Origin of the sequence: Succinispira mobilis DSM 6222 (assembly GCF_000384135.1) — a bacterium.
Taxonomy (GTDB): Bacteria; Bacillota; Negativicutes; order Acidaminococcales; family Succinispiraceae; genus Succinispira; species Succinispira mobilis.
This window is the reverse complement of record NZ_KB913028.1, coordinates 988,574-1,006,121: the sequence shown is the minus strand read 5'-3', so window position 1 is coordinate 1,006,121 and position 17,548 is coordinate 988,574. Positions and strand designations below refer to the sequence as shown.

Below are 17,548 nucleotides of genomic sequence, written 5' to 3'. Positions count from 1 at the left end.
TGAAAGCCGTTATATAAACTTATATAACGGTACTTAATGGTAAAACGCATTTTTGTAGAGAAAAAACCAGCTTTTGCTGTTGAAGCAAAAAGTCTCTTGGTTGATTTACAAAATACTCTTGGGATTACAACTTTAACAAACTTAAGATTAATTAATCGCTATGATATTTCTGGTATTAATACGGAAGAATATCAGTTAGCTAAAAGTATTGTCCTCTCTGAACCTCCAGTAGACGATGTTTACGACGAAGAACTTCCTATAGATACTGAAACTTTTTTCATTGTTGAATACCTACCTGGTCAATATGATCAACGCGCTGATTCTGCAGCACAATGTATTCAAATTCTTACGCAAAAAAATCCACCTCTGGTTAATTACGCTAAAGTTTATTTGCTTTATGGAAATATTACAGAAGAACAACTTCTTCAAATAAAAAAATACTGCATAAATCCCGTAGAAGCACGCGAAGCTATTTCAACCAAGCCAGAAAGTTTGGAAATAATCCATGCTGAACCCGAAAATGTCCTTAGCCTCCAAGGTTTTACCAAAATGTCTAAAGAGCAGCTCCAAGAATTTAAAAATTCTTATTCTTTAGCTATGAGCCTAGAAGACGTGGCTTTTTGCCAGCAATATTTTCTTTCTGAGCAACGCGACCCAACAATCACCGAAATACGTGTTCTCGACACTTACTGGTCTGACCATTGTCGTCATACCACTTTTAACACACAAATTGAAGATATTGATATTATAACTCATAAATATAACCGCGGTGTACAAGAGGCTTTCGATAAATACCAAGCCAGTCGCGAGCAAGTCTATGGTGCGCTAAGTGACCGTAAAATAACTTTAATGGACATCGCTGTAATGGGCATGAAAAGTTTGCGCAGTAAAGGTCAACTAGATGATCTAGATGTTTCTGATGAAATAAATGCTTGTAGCATTGTCGTACCCGTGAAAATTGATGATACAGTTGAAGATTGGTTGGTAATGTTTAAAAATGAAACTCATAACCATCCCACTGAAATCGAACCATTTGGTGGCGCTGCTACTTGCTTAGGCGGTGCTATTCGCGATCCACTTTCTGGCAGAGCCTACGTGTATCAAGCTATGAGAATCACCGGTGCGGCCAATCCTTTAGCCCCAATTAGTGAAACTTTGCCGGGGAAATTACCACAACGCAAAATAACTATCGGCGCCGCTAGCGGGTATAGTTCTTACGGAAATCAGATTGGTCTAGCTACTGGCTATGTACGCGAATATTATCATCCTGATTTCGTCGCCAAACGTATGGAAGTCGGAGCTGTAATTGGTGCTGCACCTAAAAGTGCTGTAATTCGCCAAACACCAGTGGAAGGCGATTTAGTAGTTTTACTAGGCGGTCAAACAGGGCGCGACGGTTGTGGTGGCGCAACAGGTTCATCTAAAGAACATGATCTTGATTCTTTAACAACTTGTGGCGCCGAAGTACAAAAAGGTAATGCACCTACCGAGCGCAAAATTCAAAGGCTGTTTAGGAACTCTAAAGTAACACAGTTAATTAAACGATGTAACGATTTTGGTGCTGGCGGTGTTTCTGTTGCTATCGGTGAATTAACTGATTCCTTAGAAATAAATTTAGATATGGTTCCCAAAAAATATGCTGGTTTAGATGGCACAGAATTGGCAATTTCAGAATCGCAAGAACGTATGGCTGTTGTTGTTGCTGCTAATAATGCTGAAGCTTTTATAAATTTCGCCCATGCAGAAAATCTAGAGGCGACAATAGTTGCTAAAGTTACAAACACTAACCGTTTGGTTATGAACTGGCGCGGTCAAAATATTGTTAATCTTTGTCGTGATTTTTTAAATACTAATGGTGTAGCTCAAAAAACTAATATTATTGTAAAACCACCTACTGAAACTAACTACTTTGAACAAAATTTCCAAGCCGATCCAACTAATCTTACTGAATCCTGGTTGGCTAATCTGCGTGATTTAAATGTATGCAGCCAAAAAGGATTAGTGGAACGCTTTGATAGTACAATAGGTGCGAATACTGTGGTCATGCCTTTCGGTGGTCAAACCCAATTAACTCCAGCAGAAGGAATGGTAGCTAAAATTCCAGCCTTAAAAGGTGAAGTGAAAACTGCTAGCATTATGACTTGTGGTTATAATCCTGATTTGGCAAAATGGAGTCCTTTCCATGGGGGCATGTATGCCGCAATAGAAAGTATTGCTCGTGCCGTTGCTCTAGGTGCTAACCCTGATAAAATTCGCTTAACTTTACAAGAATACTTCGAAAAATTAACCGATGAAAGCTCTTGGGGCAAACCTTTTGCGGCTTTATTAGGGGCCTATTTAGTGCAAGAAAAGTTAGCTACACCTGCCATCGGTGGTAAAGACAGTATGTCTGGAACATTTATGGATAAAAACGTTCCTCCAACCTTAATCTCTTTTGCAGTAGGTACTGCCGACGCTAATAAAGTTGTGACCAATGAATTTAAGACTGCTAACAGTAGCGTTATTTTCCTATCTTGTCCTCGCGATGAAGCTGAAGTAGTTGATTTTAAACTATACAAAGAGCAACTTGACTGTGTACACAAGGCTATATTGGCAGATAAAGTTCTTGCCAGCGCTACAGTCGGTTTAGGGGGAATTGCCGCAACTATTAGCAAAATGTGTTTTGGTAACAACTTAGGTTTTGCTTTTAATAAAGAAGTCCTGGACCTAAATAGTTTATTTGTGCCTAATATCGGCGGCTTAGTTTTAGAAGTGGCTAATGATAGCCTAAACTTTTTTGAAGATATTGAGTATCTGGTGTTAGGTAATACCCTTAATACTCCGGATATTTTAATTAATAATACGACCATATCTCTAGCCATTGCTAAAGAAAATTGGCAACAAACACTTGAGCCAATTTTCCCAACTACCAAGGCTGCGTTAGAAACCGCCGTTATTGATAATATCTATACTCAAGCTGTGCCCCTTTGTTATCCAGGAAATATTGCCAAACCTCGTGTTGTTATCCCCGTTTTCCCTGGAACAAATTGTGAATACGATAGCAAACGTGCTTTCGAATTAGCTGGAGCTACAGTGGAAACTGTGGTAATACGCAATTATAGTATTGCTAGTCTCAATGAAAGTGTGCAATATTTAGCTAAAACTATTAACAACTCCCAAATTCTTATGTTCCCTGGTGGTTTTAGCGCTGGTGACGAACCAGATGGTTCAGGAAAATTCATTGCAGCTCTATTTAGAAATAACTATTTAAATGAGGCGGTAACCGACTTGCTCGACAATCGTCAAGGTTTAATTTTAGGTATTTGCAACGGTTTTCAAGCCTTGATTAAATTAGGCCTTGTACCTTACGGCAAAATCTTACCTATGCATGGCAACTCTCCTACTTTAACTTACAACAATATTGGTCGCCATATTTCTACTGTTGCAAGCACCAAAATAACTTCTAATCTTTCACCATGGCTATCACTTGTCCAACCAAATGATATTCATTCTATTGCTCTATCGCACGGCGAAGGTAAATTTTATGCTAGCGAAGCTGAAATCGCTCAGTTATTTAAAAATGGCCAAGTAGCTACACAATACGTTGACTTACAAGGTCAGCCAACTATGGATAAAGCCTTTAATCCTAATGGTTCTTTGTATGCTATCGAAGGTATTACTAGCCCTGATGGTAGAGTATTGGGAAAAATGGGACATTCTGAACGCCTTGGCAAAAATATTATGAAAAACATTCACGGTCATAAAGATCAATTGATTTTCCAAGCAGGTGTAAATTATTTCAACTAAAACCTAACTATAAAACTCCTGCTCTTTAAACAGCAGGAGTTTTATAAATTTATAAAGACGGAGCTGAAATTATGAGTAAAGTAGAAAAGTATTTGCAAGAGAAAAATTTTTCTGGACAGGTTATCTACCTAAATCAAAGCAGCGCCACCGTTGATTTAGCGGCTGCCGCCCTCTCTGAACCACCAGAGTTAATAGCTAAAACTTTAGCTTTTAAAACCAAAGATAAAAATATTGTAATTGTAACTTCTGGCAAAGCCCGCATTGATAATAAAAAATTCAAAGCTTATTTTGCCTGCAAAGCTAAAATGCTCAAACCTGAAGAAACTTTAGCGGTAACTGGACATCCCGTAGGCGGCGTTTGTCCTTTTGCTTTACCTGAAGATGTTGCGATATTTTTAGATAAAAGCCTTACCAACTTTGCTTATGTTTATCCCGCAGCTGGAACTGCTAATTCTGCTATTAAAATGAAGCCCGCCGAAATACAAGCCTTAACCAATGCTACTTGGATTGATATTATCGAATAAAAATTTTATACTTTTGGTGTAAAAAGTAATTTTAAATAGATAAAGCACAAAAAGTTCTCTACCTATAATTTAGGCGGAGAACTTTTGTGTTTATATATATTTTTACTAAGAGGAGGCCAAAATAAATAACAACATTTTACTAGTCTAAAGTGTCAGAGGCAAAGGCACTTTTACCTTCATAACGATTAAAATGCACTGTATCGCTTACTAGATAATCATATATTTCTTTGACGATTTGAGATGGTCAAGCCAAATTGTAACGCAAACACTGATATTTTCAACTTTAACTAAATCTTTTTTCAAACGGTGTCAAGTATCCATTTGATGAATGCAGTCTAACATGATTATAATACACCCAAATATAATTGTAAGTTGCCTCATTTAAAGCCTCATCACTCTCAAAACTATTATGATTTATGAAGTCTGCTTTGAACGTTCCATAAAAACTTCCCATTGGTGCATTATTATAAGGACACCCTGCTTTACTCATACTTTGTGTGATATTTTGTAAAGAGCAAAAATCAGTAAAATCTCTAGAAGTAAACTGTGTACCTTGGTCTGAATGCAGGATAAATCCGTCTTTTATTTTATTATGGTTTAATGCTATTTTAAGAGTTTCAATTGCCAATTCAGCATTAATACGATTACTATTTAGCGTAGCAACAGGAGAACGATCGAATAAATCAATGATAGTACAATTATAACGTTTTGTTCCATCTTCAAGCCACATGTAGGTAAAATCAGTACACCACACTTTATTAGGGGCATCCACTGTAAAATTTTGTTTCACTAGATTGTCAAATTTTTTATGGCAATCACCTTTTTTATATTTTGGTTTTTTGCGTATAACAATAGAATTAAGGCTTAGTTCCTTCATGTATTTATGAACGGTTAGATTACTAATATTAATATTTTTTCTATTGAGAAAAATCCTCAGCATTCGATAACCAGGTCTACCTGCATACTCGTGATAGATATCTTCTATGGTAGATTGAATACTGGACTTGTTGGCATAATAATCAGCTTTTCTATTCTTTTTATAATTATAATAAGCATTAGGTTTTATTTTGAACTTTGATAATAACCATCGTACACCAAACTTCTCATTATAAATATCAATGAATTTGTATTTTTCTAATCTAGTTCCTTTGCGAAGAATGCGGCGGCTTTTTTTAAGAAGTCATTTTCCTTTTTGGCTTCAGCTAATTCTTTACGTAACTTTAAGATTTCCGCCATTTGCTCTTTTTCATTATTTAATTCTGGATTTGTTTCGCATTCTTCACTGTAGTCACGAATCCATTTACGCAAACTACCTTCACCTAGATTGTATTCTTGATTTACACTTTTCATTTGACGTCCTTCTTCAAGGACTAATTTCACCATTTTTTTCTTGAATTCTGGTGTATAAGTTTTTTTTATTCCTGCCATTGTAATAGCCTCACTTTCTTATGAATTATTTTATCATAAATATCAGTGGTGCTGTTACAATTTTATTATACCATCTCATTCCTCCCTGTATTTGTGATTTCAGAAATATTCTCAGTTAGTTAAAATTTTACTAAACAACTTTTTGCAAATCTTTTAATAAATTTAATTCTAAATAATCACCAAATACAAGGAGTACTCTTGTCGGTAATTAGTACCCAACTCAAGATTATAAAAGCCGTTTATTTTTAACTATTATTATGCAAATACTCATTAATCGCTTTGGCTGCCGCTTTGCCTGCACCCATAGCTAAAATAACAGTAGCCGCTCCGGTGACTGCATCGCCACCAGCATATACCGCTTCTTTACTAGTTTTACCAGTTTGTTCTTCAGCCACTATGCAACCCCATTTATTAGCCTCTAAACCTTTAGTGGTACTAATAATAAGCGGATTAGGATTCGTTCCTATTGACATTATTACGCAATCAACCTCTAATAAATGCTCGGAGCCAACTTTTTCAATCGGGCGACATCTACCGGAAGCATCTGGCTCACCAAGTTGCATCTCTACACACTCTAAAGCTGTTACCCACCCCTGTTTATCACCTTTAATAGCAATAGGATTATTTAAGACTTTCAAAATTATTCCTTCTTCTTTAGCATGTTCAATTTCTTCATGTCGAGCAGGCATCTCTTTTTCAGAACGTCTATATACTATATAAACATTTTCCGCCCCAAGACGCTTAGCACAACGCGCCGCATCCATAGCTACATTACCTCCACCAATTACAGCCACATTTTTAACTTTTTGAATTGGTGTAGCTGAGTTTTCTTGATAAGCTTTCATTAAATTTATCCGCGTTAAAAACTCATTAGCCGAATATACGCCTTTTAAATTCTCCCCAGGAATATTCATGAAACTCGGTAATCCTGCGCCACTGCCTACAAATACCGCACTAAACCCTTCATCTTCCAATAACTCATCTATAGAAATTGTTTTACCAATAACTACATTAGTTAATACCTGCACACCTAATTGTTTAAGATTTTCTATTTCTGCCTTTACAATGGCTTTCGGTAGTCTAAATTCAGGAATACCATATACCATTACCCCACCAGGAACATGTAAGGCTTCAAATATTGTAACTTCATAACCTAAACTAGCTAAATCACCAGCACAAGTTAGTCCTGCTGGTCCAGCACCTACTACCGCAACTTTTTTTCCGTTACTTACTGGAGTTTCCGCTTGTCCCTTATTATTAGCAATATACCAATCAGCTACAAATCTTTCTAAACGGCCAATGGCAACAGGCTCGCCTTTTAATCCACGGACACATTTAGCTTGACATTGCGTTTCTTGTGGACAGACCCGACCACATACAGCTGGTAAAGAATTATTTTCCCGCAAAATTTGATAAGCGGCTAGGTAGTCTTGTTCTTGAATTTTACTAATAAATCCTGGGATATTAACACTAACTGGACAGCCCTGTACACAAGGTTTATGTTTACATTTTAAGCACCGCGCAGCTTCTTCCATTGCTTGTTCTTCGGAATAGCCTAGCGCAACTTCTTGGTAATTTTTACTTCTTTCTAAGGGATCTTGAAAGGGCATTGCCACTGCTTGCAAACTCATATTAGCCATATTATTTGCCCTCCTTTAACAGGTTACATTCATGTCCTGGAGCACATTCCTGTTCCCTATAAGTAGAAGCTCGAGCTATAGCCTCATCAAAATCAACTTGATGCCCATCAAAATCTGGCCCGTCTACACAAGCAAATTTAACTTCTCCGCCTACTGTTAAACGACAACCACCACACATCCCTGTTCCATCAATCATAATCGGATTCATACTTACAGTCGTTTTTATAAAGTATTTTTTAGTTAATTCCGCCACAGCTCGCATCATTACTAAAGGCCCTATCGCAATAACCTCATCATACTGTTCGCCGGCTTGCAAAAGTTTTTCTAAGCGACTAGTTACAAAACCTTTTTCACCTGCACTACCATCATCTGTAAGCAAAAACATTCTTGTACTATTGTTGCTAAACTCTTCTTCTAAAATAACTAAATCCTTATTTCTAAACCCCGCAATAACATCAACTTCAGCGCCTTGCGAAAATATTTTTTTCGCTACGGGAAAAGCAATTGCACAACCTACTCCACCACCAACAATTGCGACTTTTTTCAAACCTTCAGTATGCGAAGCCACGCCTAATGGACCTACAAAATCACAAATACAGTCGCCTTCTTGCAAAGCATTTAACTTGGCTGTAGATTTTCCAACTATTTGAAAAATTACCCGCACTGTACCTGCTTGACGATCAAAATCAGCAATGGTCAATGGAACTCGTTCACCATCTTCATCTACTCGAAAAATTATAAACTGTCCAGGCTCAGCTTTCTTGGCTATAAGCGGTGCCAATACATCAATACTGGTAACGGTAGGATTTAATTCTTCACGTCTCACTATTTTATACATATCAGTACTCCTTCAGAAAATTTATTGTTATTGATTTTCTAATTGTTGATACTTATTTAATGCTGCTTGCACGGCTTCACCAATTGTTATTTTGGCCTTTTGTCTGATTAATACTGCCTCTAAGGCCGCTAAAACATGTAAAATATTTTTCTTTCTGCAACTATAACCCATAGTTCCAATTCGCCAAATTTTCCCCTTAAGTGGCCCAAAGGAGCTGGCAATTTCGATTTCAAAATCATTAAGTAGCATTGCTCTTACAGCTTCTCCATCAACATGTTCAGGAATTTTTATCGCTGTAACCACAGGCATTTTACATTCTTTATCACCATAAATTTCTAAACCCATAGCCTCTAAACCTGCTATTAATGCTTGTTCATGTTTTTTATGGCGGGCAAATCTTGCCTCCAGTCCCTCTGCTAAAACCAAGCGCAACCCTTCATATAAGCCATATAACATAGTCGTCGCTTCCGTATGATGATTTAAGCGCACTGGGCTCCAATAATCCATCAATTGACTTAAATCAAAATAATTAGTTCGAATATAACAGCCTAGATCCTGCTTCTCAGCTGTAGTATCAGCCAGACCTTGCTCAACTCTTTTGCGTTGCAAAATTATTTTTTCTACGCGCTCATTAAAAGTAATTGGCGCCATCCCCGCAGGTACTGATAAACATTTTTGTGTTCCGGCTATACAGGCATCTATAAACCATTCATCAACTTTAAGCATCGCCCCACCTAAAGTAGCTACAGCATCAACAATGAAGAGCGAATCTTGCTGCCGACATACTTTGCCAATTTCTGCAAGCGGCTGCATACAAGCCGTAGAAGTTTCGCCATGCACCATAGCGACTATTTTAGGTTTTACCTCCTTAATAGCCTTTACTACTGTCTGCGAACTAAAAACCTGTCCCCAATCAGTTTCTAATGTAACTACTTTTGCTCCATATCTTTGGGCAATTTCTACCAATAAATGTCCAAATCGACCATATATTGGTACTAAAACTACATCACCTGGTTCGATAACACTTGCTAAAACAGCTTCTAAGCCAGCACGAGATGTCCCATCTATTGGAAACGCCCACTTATTTTTTGTTTGAAATACTTCGCGGAGCATCTCCATCGTGTTATTCATGATATTTGTAAATTCTGGGTCAAACTGCCCTAATATCGCGGTAGTCATTGCTTTTAACACTCGCGGTTCAGCTTCTACCGGACCTGGGGTCATAATAGTTCTTAAAGATACATTTAACTCTTTATACATCTTCGCACTCCTCTCTAAAATTTGATACTATACAGGATTATAGCATATTCATTCTAACACTCATATATCTTGAGTAATTATTGTTCCATTTTTTCCAGTTACTCCTTCATAAGCCATCTCCAAAGAAGTAATAATTGCTTTTCTGCCTGGTCGACTTGCCGCAAATTTAACTGCTGCTTCCACCTTTGGCAACATCGAACCGGGTGCGAAATGCCCTTCTAACATATATTGTTTTGCTTCCGCAATAGAAATAGTTTCTAACCATTTTTGTTGTGGTGTCCCAAAATTAATTGCTACTTTGGGCACAGCTGTTAAAACAATAAAAGTATCGGCATTAATAACCTCTGCTAACTTAGCGGCTGCCTTATCTTTGTCGACAACCGCATCGATGCTGTGCATTAGACCGTTTTCACGATATACCGGGATTCCGCCGCCGCCGCAAGCTACAACTACATCCCCATTTTCCATTAAACAACGAATTGTACCTTTCTCTTTGATATCTACTGGCTCAGGCGAAGCTACCACCCGCCGATATCCTCGCCCTGAATCTTCTACAAAAGTATAGCCTAATTCTTTGCTAATTAGTGCCGCCTCAGCTTCTGTATAAAATATGCCCACAGGTTTAGTTAAGTTTTGAAAGGCTTGATCTTCACGTTCCACAATAACCTGGGTTATTGCCGTCGACACATGTGTACTTAAGCCATTTTCATAAAAAGTATTCTGCAACGCATTTTGCAGATGAAACCCAATATAACCTTGACTCATCGCACAGCACTCTGCAAAAGGCATAATTGATATATTTTTATTTTCTTTGCCCGCTAACTCAAAGGCTAGATTTATCATGCCTACTTGCGGTCCATTGCCATGCACAATTACAATTTTATATCCTTCTTTAACCAGCTTAGCTATATGCTTTGCCGCTTCTAGCACCGCTTGTTTCTGTTCTGTTGGAGTACTTCCTAGGGCATTACCACCTAACGCTATTACTAATTGTTCGCTCATCTTCTTTCTCCTTCTATCTCTATCTCTATCTGCTAATTATATTTGTTAATTAAAGTTCCGCATCCCGATTGCAATCTTTAGAATATACGTAGGCAAAATTTTCTTCGCGACCTACTGCATAACAAGCTTGAAGACAATACGCGCCCATAAAAATATAATCACCTTTTTTAACTGGAATCCACTCATTATCAAGATTATACATACCTTGTCCACTTAAACAATATGCTCCATGCTCCTGCACATGCGTTTCCAAATAACCATGTGATGCGCCTGGTTTAAAACTCAAAATATGAAAATTACAATCAAACGCTAAATCTTTCGGTAAAAAATCTTTAATTAAAACATCTTGCATGCCTTCGTATTCAACCCATTCTAAGTTTTCAGTGTTACCAACCACTACATAAGGTTCTAAATTTTCCAGTTTACAATAATTACGCTTATACATAAAAGCTTTAGCTGGTTTCTCGCTCTTATTCCAAAAATATAATTTCACCCCAGGCGGGCAATATACATACCCTCCCGTTACCAATTCTTGTTTCTTCCCCGCAACTTCAATTACTAAACTACCTTCTAGTAAATAAAATAAAGTTTCTACCCCTTCATAGCCAAAACCTATTTCATTTTTTCCTTCAGGGTTAATGTTCACTAAATAATCTACAAAACTAGCCCCAAGTTTAGGCGAAGCTAAAATTGTAATATCACAATTTTCAAAACCATAAATAACATTTTTCACAAGTCCATCTGGTTCAAGAACTGCATAATTTCCTCTTTTAACAATTGACCGATTGCTCAATAAATCTTTACGATATCCAATAACATTATTAAGGTAACTCATTTTCTTCATCCTTTCGTTAACAACAACCTTACTAAAATATTGTTGTTTTTTTTACTTATGTAAAAATTCTGTTAAATCACAATTTGATTATATTTTAGCATTCAATTTTTGCCTTGTCATTGGCATAAAATCATAAAAAACAATTGTTTTTTATACTATTTGGATAAAAATCAGTTTTAAAAATTAGTACTAGCTTCACCGCGTCGCAAGCGTTCTTGCCAAGTCGGATAATAGTTTGCTTCATTAAATCTAATAAACCGTGCTTGATATTCACTCTCTACTATTTTCAAAGTATATTGGCGATTAATTTTCCCTAAAGATATCCCATCAGTACTCAAACTTCCACTTCCACTATTATTAGCCAGTTGCACTAAAAGATTTTCTTTTGTACTAATTACCAAAGGTTTAGTGTACATAGCATAAGCACAAATAGGTGTTATTACCGTTGCTTCTAAATTAGGATGTACAATTGGACCTCCCGCAGAAAGAGAATATGCTGTAGAACCAGTAGCTGTAGAAAATATCAAACCATCTACGGGATACTTTATCTGCTCGCTACTACTAAACGCAACATTGACTCTCAACATTTGAGAATTTTGATTACGTGCTAAAACAATATCATTTAGAGCATGAGCAACCCAACACACTTTTCCAGACTTCCACACTTCAAGTTTAAGCATTTTTCTTTGTTCAATAAGATATTTTGACTGACAAAGTCTAATTAAAACATCGTCCAAATCTGAAATTTTCAATTCCGCTAAAAAACCAACTTGCCCCATATTAATACCACAAATTGGAATTTCATATTGCCCAATCTCTTTTAATAAATGTAAAATTGTACCATCACCACCTAAAGCAATAGCCAATCTAACATTTTGAAACCCTTGTTGTTTTTCCGTACTAAAAGCAAGAGTATTATAAAAGCTTGCTCAACTATCAGGTAAAACCACTTTAATTTTTTCTCGTGAAAAAAATTCGAGCAACTTCTCTAAAATGTTTTTTACTTGCTTTTTTTGAAGTTTGGAAAAATAAAAATCTTCTGCATTATTTGCCAACTCCATTTTCTTATGTTAATATTCTAAGTGTTATTATATCATTGTTATTTTTCATTAACATTGGCATATTTTTATAAAATACACATTTTTTTTATCCTTTAAGGATAACTCGGGAGGATTTATGACCGTACAAGAAATTCTCGGCTTGAAATCTATGTATAAAGCCAGTTTAATAGCCGGCAAAAATGGTACTTACAAGGAAATCACAAGTGTTAATATCTTAGAAGCTACTGATATAGCCAACTGGGGTAGAGCTGGCGAAGTTTTACTTAGCAGTTTTTTTGCATTACAAAATTTAAACAATCACTACCACCCGTATAACGGGTGGTAGTGATTAATTCCCCAAGCCTTAATTAGTATGTATGGATATGCCAGTCTCGACGATTCAAGTTTTAGTTCACCAAGTAAGCATTACAACAAATTGCCTGTAATTGACGCTTCCTTAATTGGAATATCTTAACATTAATAATAATTGCGACACTTTTTTGTCAAATGCATCTTTCTTAAATATGCCCCCAACATTTTTAGTAAGTGCTACGCTCGATCCTGATATTCCCTATCGATTATCAAAACAATTAAGCAAAAAATTACCTAATGCTAAGCTATTAACACTATATTTGGCGGAACATGATTTTGATCGTTCTCAACCAAATCTGCTCGCACAAAATGTATATAAAGAAATAATTGACTGGCTAAATTCTTTAGTTTAAAAAACAAAAAAACAGAACTTGGATTAAAACTTTAATCCAAGTTCTGTTTTTTTATTTTTTAGCACCAACCACGTGCTTTTATAGCATCTTTCAATTTTCTTAACGCCACAATATAAGCAGCAATCCGCATAGTCGTATTATACTGTTTAGCCGTTGTGTAAACATCTTCAAAAGCTTTAACTAATAACTTTTCTTGACGATCATTTACTTCTTCTTCTGACCAATAATAGCCACTCAAATTTTGTACCCATTCAAAGTAACTAACAGTTACCCCACCAGCATTTGCTAAAATATCCGGAATAATCACAACACCTTTTGCTGCTAAAATATCATCTGCATCTGGAGTTGTCGGCCCATTCGCTCCTTCGGATATAATTTTTGCCTTTATTTGTTCTGCATTCTCTTTAGTAATTTGCATTTCTAAGGCCGCTGGAACCAAAATAGTAACATCAGCAGTTAATAGTTCCGCATTGCTAATATCTTTCGAGCCTGGGTAGCCACTTAAAACTTTGTGTTTAGCCAGATACTCGGCCGCTTCATAGGGATTTAAACCAGCTTCACAGTAAATTGCCCCGTGTACATCACTTATTGCTACAATTTTTGCGCCCAAATCATAAATAAGTTTTGCAGCCCAACTTCCCACATTACCAAAACCTTGCACTGCACAAGTCGCTTGTTTAATATCAATATTTAGTTTTTTACAAGCTTCACGAACTGAAAGCATTACGCCACGACCTGTAGCCTCAGTCCTTCCTAATGAACCACCTACAATAATAGGTTTGCCTGTAATAACTCCCGGTGCTGCATGTCCAACAATTTTTTCGTACTCATCTACCATCCAAGCCATTATTTTACCATTAGTATTAACATCTGGTGCTGGCACATCTAGTTTTTCACCAATAATAGCAGCAATTTTTTGAATATAACCACGCGAAAGTCTTTCTAGTTCACCTTCGGACAATTTACTTGGATCTACGGTAATTCCACCTTTACCGCCACCATAAGGCAATCCAACTACAGAACATTTGCAAGTCATCCAAAAACTCAATGTTTTAACTTCATCTAAGCATACATCTGGGTGAAAACGAATCCCACCTTTAGCTGGACCTACAGCAGTACTATGTTGTGCACGGTAACCAGTGAAAACCTCAGTTCTGCCATCATCCATTTTAACGGGAATACTGACTTCCATCGATCTTTCTGGTTGTTCCATTAATTTTTTAACACCAGCATCCAAATCCATTTTTTCGATTGCCTTTTGCAAAGGAATCTTCGCCATTTCAAAAATACTCATATTATTTCCTCCTTAAAATACCCTTTATTATTTATATTTGAGGCCTTGCCTCTCAAGCACATTATCTTTCTATAAATCACTTTTAATAGCTTGGAACCACCAAAAACACAATATTGTATACATTGTGTAATTTATCTCTACTTGTTTTTAGTATATAGCAGTTTTTGTATTTTGTATATAGTTTTTTTATTTTTTTAGTTTTTTAGTTCAATAGTAAAATTTTCAATTAATTCCTGTAAGTTCACATGCTCAATTTTGCGATTTGTATACTGCCTGCTAATTGTGTCTATCGCATCTTCAAGTTTTTGGGAAGTTACACCATGCTGACGCGACACTAAAACTTCTAACAACGCCGATAAATTGTCGCAAAATTTCAGCATTTCCCCGTCTAGCGGATTGTAAATATTTTTATTATACTGTGCCAACATCTCAACGCTTAAATATTCAATTTCACCGCTATTATTAATTATTTTATTTTTAAATTCATTTTCAGTATAATACTTTATTTCACTATGCCAATTTACTGGCAATAAATTATATATCTTCTCTTGCATATATTTTTCTTCGATATTTTTAATTAATAAATCTAAACCTTCTATAGATCTTTTTACGGGAGATATAATATCCCGTGTCAAAACTTCGGGCAAATCATGAAATAAGCCTGCATAAAAATTATTCCGTAATCTTTTGTCACATACTTGCAACTCTAGAGAGAAAAAATAACTTAATATAGCCACAATAAGCATGTGACCTAAAACAGAGGTTTCAGGAATTCTAGGAGTTTGTGCCCAGCGTTTTTGAAAACGCAATTGTCCAACTAAATCAATAAAATCATATTCTTTTTTATAAAGGACTAACTTCTGCACACTTTTTAAATCATAGTATTCTTCTATTTCCAAATCTATAGCTTTTTTAGTTTCTTCAATTCCATATAAAGCTGTATTTAGATTATAGATAAATTTAAACTCCCATTTTGTTGCTAAATAGTGACTTGCTTGCAAAATTTTCTTTTCAAAAACATCTTTAGTCCCAGCTGCCAGATATTGTGCAAATTTGTCCTTAAACCCATAAGGTATATCTTTTATTAATGGTTCTAGCTGTTCTAAAACCCAGGTATCCATCTGCAATTTCGATTCCTTTTGCAAGAGATGAAAAACCGGCGGCTTAATATCAGTCAAAATAATACGATGCAAAAATTCAAAAATTCCCCCTTCAATAATTTTTTGCCAATTAACATTCAATCCAGCATCTTCTTCATGTTTCGCTAACACATATGCAATAATCATTTTATGGGCCTGCTTATCTAATTCCGTAAAATATTGCGTTCGATTATGATCATTCCAGCGTTGAATATTTGCTGCATCAAAAATCATTTTTACTAATTTTATATTATACATGTAAACACCGCCTATCTTTTACTTATGTTCTTGATATCTATTATAATCTTTGTAATTTCTTTTAGCAAAATACATAAGAAATACATTTAAAAAACGTATACTAATAGATATATATATGTTATACTTTATACATTATTTCCAAGAATAATGTAATATACTTAACACCTGAAGGGGGCATTTCTTTTGTTCAATACTAAGAATATCAATTTACCAATTAGCAAATTATACGAAATCTCAACCACTCGTGGCGAAGGAATTTTTACATCTACTGGTGCGTTGCGTGTAACTACCGGAAAATATACTGGTCGTTCACCTAACGATAAGTTTATTGTAAAAGATGCTAGCAACGAACATGAAATTTGGTGGGATAATAATGCCCCTATATCCGAAGAAAATTTCAATAAACTTTACAAAAAAATTACTGCTTATTTACAAAACAAGGGTGAAGATATTTTCATTTTTGAAGGCTATGCTGGTGCCGATCAAAAGCATACGCTGCCAGTAAAGTTCGTTAACGAATTTGCTTGGCAAAATATTTTTGTCCAACAATTGTTTTTACGTAAGCACGATACCAATTGGCCTAGCATTGACAAAGAAGGTTTCACTGTTTTAGTTGCACCTGGTTGCAAAGCGATTCCTGAACAAGATGGAACTAATTCCGAAGCATTTGTAGTAATTAATTTTGCCAAAAAAATTGTTATTATTGGCGGTACTTATTATGCTGGGGAAATGAAAAAATCAATTTTTTCTGTGATCAATTACCTTTTACCAAAACAAAATATTCTTTCCATGCATTGCTCAGCAAACCAAGGTAAAAAGGGTGATGTAGCACTATTTTTTGGTCTTTCAGGCACAGGAAAAACAACTTTATCCGCAGATCCAAACAGAAATTTGATTGGTGATGATGAACATGCCTGGACAGATGATGGAATTTTCAATATTGAAGGTGGTTGTTACGCTAAATGCATCAATCTCTCAAAAGAAAATGAACCACAAATTTGGGATGCAATAAAGTTTGGTACAATTGTAGAAAATGTTGTTTTAGATGAAAATCGTCATATCGATTTCGATTCTGATGAACTAACTGAAAATACACGCGCAGCTTATTCTGTGCACTCTATTCCTAACAGTATTTATCCTGGGATTGGAAACATCCCTACAACGGTTGTGTTTTTGACTGCAGATGCCTTTGGTGTATTACCGCCGGTAGCTAAATTATCTCCTGAACAAGCTATGTATTATTTTATGTCAGGCTATACTAGTAAACTTGCTGGTACTGAACGTGGTATTACCGAACCACAAGCTACTTTCTCAGCATGTTTTGGTTCACCATTCTTACCTTTACACCCTATAACTTATGCAAATCTATTAAAAGATAAAATCAACAAACATCAAACTAGTGTATATCTAATAAATACTGGCTGGCAAGGTGGAAAATATGGTACTGGCAAAAGAATTAGTATTGCTGATACTCGCAGTATTGTTTCTGCCGCACTATCAGGCGCTTTAGATAGTGTTAATTATGAAAACCATAATGTTTTTAATTTGCAAATTCCAACATCTTGTCCTGGCGTTAAATCTGAGATACTAAATCCAGAAAATACTTGGGCAAATAAAGAAGCTTATTTGGAAACTGCCAAAAATTTAGCTAATATGTTTCACAAAAATTTCCAAAAATATGCAACCAATAATCCTGAATTGACTAAATTCGGGCCACATATTTAAACTAAAAACCATTTAGCAAATTATAAGTCAAATAAAGATTAACAGGACTACCAT

14 protein-coding genes are annotated in these 17,548 nt (G+C 35.9%); 5 read left to right on the top strand and 9 right to left on the bottom strand.

The features are described 5' to 3' along the window. Positions 1 to 36: 36 nt before the first annotated feature. Positions 37 to 3,786 carry a phosphoribosylformylglycinamidine synthase gene (locus tag SUCMO_RS0104755; protein ID WP_019879392.1) on the top strand — a complete coding sequence of 1,250 codons (3,750 nt, stop codon included), beginning with the start codon at positions 37 to 39 and terminating at the stop codon, positions 3,784 to 3,786. 71 nt (positions 3,787 to 3,857) lie between these two features. Further along, positions 3,858 to 4,310: a YbaK/EbsC family protein gene (locus SUCMO_RS0104750; protein ID WP_019879391.1), complete on the top strand. Its 453-nt coding sequence runs from the start codon at positions 3,858 to 3,860 to the stop codon at positions 4,308 to 4,310. Positions 4,311 to 4,593: 283 nt separating this feature from the next. Here the strand turns inward: SUCMO_RS0104750 and SUCMO_RS0104745 are convergent. The 7 genes from SUCMO_RS0104745 to SUCMO_RS0104710 all read right to left on the bottom strand — a co-directional run bounded on the left by SUCMO_RS0104745 (position 4,594) and on the right by SUCMO_RS0104710 (position 12,179). Then, a protein-coding gene (locus SUCMO_RS0104745; RefSeq protein ID WP_156819248.1) for an IS3 family transposase occupies positions 4,594 to 5,738 on the bottom strand; the annotation gives its coding sequence in 2 pieces (ribosomal slippage) (positions 4,594 to 5,471 and positions 5,471 to 5,738; 1,146 coding nt in all). A gap of 245 nt (positions 5,739 to 5,983) precedes the next feature. After that, on the bottom strand, positions 5,984 to 7,378 hold the full coding sequence (gene gltA / locus SUCMO_RS0104735; RefSeq protein ID WP_019879388.1) for an NADPH-dependent glutamate synthase: 1,395 nt from the start codon (positions 7,376 to 7,378) through the stop codon (positions 5,984 to 5,986). Between the two features lies 1 nt (position 7,379). Beyond that, positions 7,380 to 8,216: a sulfide/dihydroorotate dehydrogenase-like FAD/NAD-binding protein gene (locus tag SUCMO_RS0104730; protein ID WP_019879387.1), complete on the bottom strand. Its 837-nt coding sequence runs from the start codon at positions 8,214 to 8,216 to the stop codon at positions 7,380 to 7,382. A gap of 27 nt (positions 8,217 to 8,243) precedes the next feature. After that, positions 8,244 to 9,476, bottom strand: coding sequence for a pyridoxal-phosphate-dependent aminotransferase family protein (locus SUCMO_RS0104725; protein ID WP_019879386.1), 1,233 nt, complete (start codon positions 9,474 to 9,476; stop codon positions 8,244 to 8,246). Between the two features lie 60 nt (positions 9,477 to 9,536). Beyond that, positions 9,537 to 10,478, bottom strand: coding sequence for a carbamate kinase (gene arcC, locus SUCMO_RS0104720; protein WP_019879385.1), 942 nt, complete (start codon positions 10,476 to 10,478; stop codon positions 9,537 to 9,539). 49 nt (positions 10,479 to 10,527) lie between these two features. Then, the gene (allE, locus tag SUCMO_RS0104715; RefSeq protein WP_019879384.1) at positions 10,528 to 11,313 is read right to left on the bottom strand and encodes a (S)-ureidoglycine aminohydrolase; all 786 of its coding nucleotides are present in this window, start codon (positions 11,311 to 11,313) and stop codon (positions 10,528 to 10,530) included. A 176-nt stretch (positions 11,314 to 11,489) separates the two neighbouring features. Beyond that, positions 11,490 to 12,179, bottom strand: a complete 690-nt coding sequence (locus SUCMO_RS0104710; RefSeq protein WP_019879383.1) for an NAD(+)/NADH kinase — start codon at positions 12,177 to 12,179, stop codon at positions 11,490 to 11,492. Between the two features lie 310 nt (positions 12,180 to 12,489). On the opposite strand from SUCMO_RS0104710, the gene SUCMO_RS0104700 reads away from it, so the two are divergent. After that, positions 12,490 to 12,699: a PucR family transcriptional regulator ligand-binding domain-containing protein gene (locus SUCMO_RS0104700; protein ID WP_019879381.1), complete on the top strand. Its 210-nt coding sequence runs from the start codon at positions 12,490 to 12,492 to the stop codon at positions 12,697 to 12,699. 178 nt (positions 12,700 to 12,877) lie between these two features. Further along, a complete protein-coding gene (locus SUCMO_RS0104695) occupies positions 12,878 to 13,078 on the top strand; it encodes an alpha/beta hydrolase (RefSeq protein ID WP_156819247.1) in 201 nt (66 codons plus the stop codon). 58 nt (positions 13,079 to 13,136) lie between these two features. Here the strand turns inward: SUCMO_RS0104695 and SUCMO_RS0104690 are convergent, their stop codons facing one another. Both SUCMO_RS0104690 and SUCMO_RS0104685 read right to left on the bottom strand, forming a co-directional pair. Then, positions 13,137 to 14,372: a Glu/Leu/Phe/Val family dehydrogenase gene (locus tag SUCMO_RS0104690; RefSeq protein ID WP_019879378.1), complete on the bottom strand. Its 1,236-nt coding sequence runs from the start codon at positions 14,370 to 14,372 to the stop codon at positions 13,137 to 13,139. A gap of 194 nt (positions 14,373 to 14,566) precedes the next feature. After that, entirely contained in the window at positions 14,567 to 15,769 is a 1,203-nt protein-coding gene (locus SUCMO_RS0104685; protein ID WP_019879377.1) for an HD domain-containing protein, read from the bottom strand. A gap of 183 nt (positions 15,770 to 15,952) precedes the next feature. On the opposite strand from SUCMO_RS0104685, the gene pckA reads away from it, so the two are divergent. Continuing rightward, the gene (pckA, locus tag SUCMO_RS0104680; RefSeq protein ID WP_019879376.1) at positions 15,953 to 17,494 is read left to right on the top strand and encodes a phosphoenolpyruvate carboxykinase (ATP); all 1,542 of its coding nucleotides are present in this window, start codon (positions 15,953 to 15,955) and stop codon (positions 17,492 to 17,494) included. The last annotated feature ends 54 nt before the right edge of the window (positions 17,495 to 17,548 follow it).

Bases quoted from the DNA above. Each gene is read 5' to 3' on its own strand.
- allE (WP_019879384.1), bottom strand. From the start codon at position 11,313: ATGAGTTACCTTAATAATGTTATTGGATATCGTAAAGATTTATTGAGC.
- SUCMO_RS0104755 (WP_019879392.1), top strand. From the start codon at position 37: ATGGTAAAACGCATTTTTGTAGAGAAAAAACCAGCTTTTGCTGTTGAA.
- arcC (WP_019879385.1), bottom strand. From the start codon at position 10,478: ATGAGCGAACAATTAGTAATAGCGTTAGGTGGTAATGCCCTAGGAAGT.
- SUCMO_RS0104750 (WP_019879391.1), top strand. From the start codon at position 3,858: ATGAGTAAAGTAGAAAAGTATTTGCAAGAGAAAAATTTTTCTGGACAG.
- SUCMO_RS0104685 (WP_019879377.1), bottom strand. From the start codon at position 15,769: ATGTATAATATAAAATTAGTAAAAATGATTTTTGATGCAGCAAATATT.
- SUCMO_RS0104690 (WP_019879378.1), bottom strand. From the start codon at position 14,372: ATGAGTATTTTTGAAATGGCGAAGATTCCTTTGCAAAAGGCAATCGAA.
- SUCMO_RS0104700 (WP_019879381.1), top strand. From the start codon at position 12,490: ATGACCGTACAAGAAATTCTCGGCTTGAAATCTATGTATAAAGCCAGT.
- SUCMO_RS0104695 (WP_156819247.1), top strand. From the start codon at position 12,878: ATGCCCCCAACATTTTTAGTAAGTGCTACGCTCGATCCTGATATTCCC.
- gltA (WP_019879388.1), bottom strand. From the start codon at position 7,378: ATGGCTAATATGAGTTTGCAAGCAGTGGCAATGCCCTTTCAAGATCCC.
- SUCMO_RS0104730 (WP_019879387.1), bottom strand. From the start codon at position 8,216: ATGTATAAAATAGTGAGACGTGAAGAATTAAATCCTACCGTTACCAGT.
- SUCMO_RS0104725 (WP_019879386.1), bottom strand. From the start codon at position 9,476: ATGTATAAAGAGTTAAATGTATCTTTAAGAACTATTATGACCCCAGGT.